Annotated in this window: 2 protein-coding genes; one reads left to right on the plus strand and one right to left on the minus strand. The window is 70.7% G+C overall.

Annotation, left to right across the window (positions count from 1 at the left end; genetic code table 11):
• Positions 1–533: alpha/beta fold hydrolase (locus AX744_RS20785; RefSeq protein WP_231728830.1), on the plus strand; the 533-nt coding region annotated here is incomplete at its 5' end.
• On the opposite strand, the gene AX744_RS15305 is transcribed toward AX744_RS20785, so the two are convergent.
• The coding region (locus AX744_RS15305) for an MFS transporter (protein ID WP_061017793.1) at positions 477–1,523 on the minus strand (1,047 nt) is incomplete at its 5' end. The genes AX744_RS20785 and AX744_RS15305 overlap by 57 nt on opposite strands.

Raw genomic sequence — 1,523 nt, forward strand, 5'->3', positions numbered from 1 at the left:
CCGCCGCCTGCACGTCGCTGCCCCGCGGCACCGGTCTCGCCGCGTACCGCCTGTTCGCCCGCGCCGTCGACTCCCTCCCCGATCGCGGGATGTGGCTGACACGCCAGATGCTCGCCGCCACCATCCCTCTCGAGAACCGTTCGGACTTCGCCGCCGGCGGCTACGCGCTCGACACGCAGGACGCCGCACTGCGCAGCCTCGCCGCACTCGACATCGCCGCAGCCGTTCCCCGCATCACCGTTCCGCTGTGGTTCGTGAACGGGCAGTACGACCAGTTGCGGCTGAACGAGCCTCTGTTCCGGCAGCTCGCACCACATGCGGAGCTGATCGTCGTGCCGCGCACCACCCACCTGGTCACCGCGATGCGTCCGGAGATCTTCAACGCCGTGCTGCAGCTCGCCATCGCGACCGTCGAGCAGGCGGATGCAGCGCAGGCGGATGCAGAAGACGTGGACGTAGAGGAGCTCGCGGCGCGCTCACGCCGCCGTGGACGGCTGCCGAGCGAACGCCGTGAGGAGTCCGCCGACCAGTGACAGCACGGCGGCTGCGACGAACACGAGCCAGAACCCGCCCACGAGTGCGACCAGGCCGGCTCCCAGCACCGGACCGATGAGTTGTCCGAGGGCGGCCGTCACGTTGACGATTCCCAGATCCCTCGCGTGGTCCTGCGCATCCGGGAGGAGATCGGCGGCGAAAGCGAGGCCGACCGTCGAGAACGCCCCGTATCCGAGCCCCATGAGGGCCGCGGCCACCATGGTCATCTCGAACGTCGGGACGAGCGCGATCGCCACCCCGGACGCCGCTTGCACGACCGTCGCGGCGACCGTGAGCGTTCTCCTGTTCCCGGTGCGGTCGGACACGATGCCGGTGACCACGGAGGCGAGGACGACGAAGACCGTGTACACGACGATGAGCAGCAGCAGGTTGTCCTGGGCTGTCGCGCTGGGCTGCCCGAGGCCGTGCAACAGGAAGAACAGGAACAGCGCGGTGCCGAGGGCATTCCCCACGTTCGTCACCAGTCGACCGGAGAGCATCCACGCGAAGTCGCGGTCGCGGAGCGAGGCGAGCCGGCGCCCTCCGCTGCGCTTAGGCCTCAGCGCCTCCGTACTCGGCGGATCCGGCAGCAGGAGTGCGGTCGCCGTGCCGACGACCGCGATGATCCCGGCGAGCAGCCAGTACCCCTCGCGGATTCCGAGGCCGAGGAGTACCACGAGCCCCACTCCGACGACGATGCCGACGGCCTGGCTGGAACCGACCGCGGCAGATGCGGCACCTCGCTGCGTCGTCGGCAGCTGATCGGCGATGAGCGCGGTGAAGGCCGCCGATGACACGGCGACGCCGATCGACACGCCCACCCAACCTGCGCCCACGGTCCACGGACCGTCGGCGTAGCCCGTGAGCACGAGGCACACCGCCGTCAGCAGAACCCCGCCGACCGCCCAGGGGCGACGGCGGTGTCTGCCTGCAGCCGCACGGTCCGAGAGCGCACCGGCGGCGGGACCCGCGAGGATGCCTGCGAGCCC

It is taken from the genome of Microbacterium sp. CCH5-D1 (assembly GCF_001557335.1).
Taxonomy (GTDB): domain Bacteria; phylum Actinomycetota; class Actinomycetes; order Actinomycetales; family Microbacteriaceae; genus Microbacterium; species Microbacterium oxydans.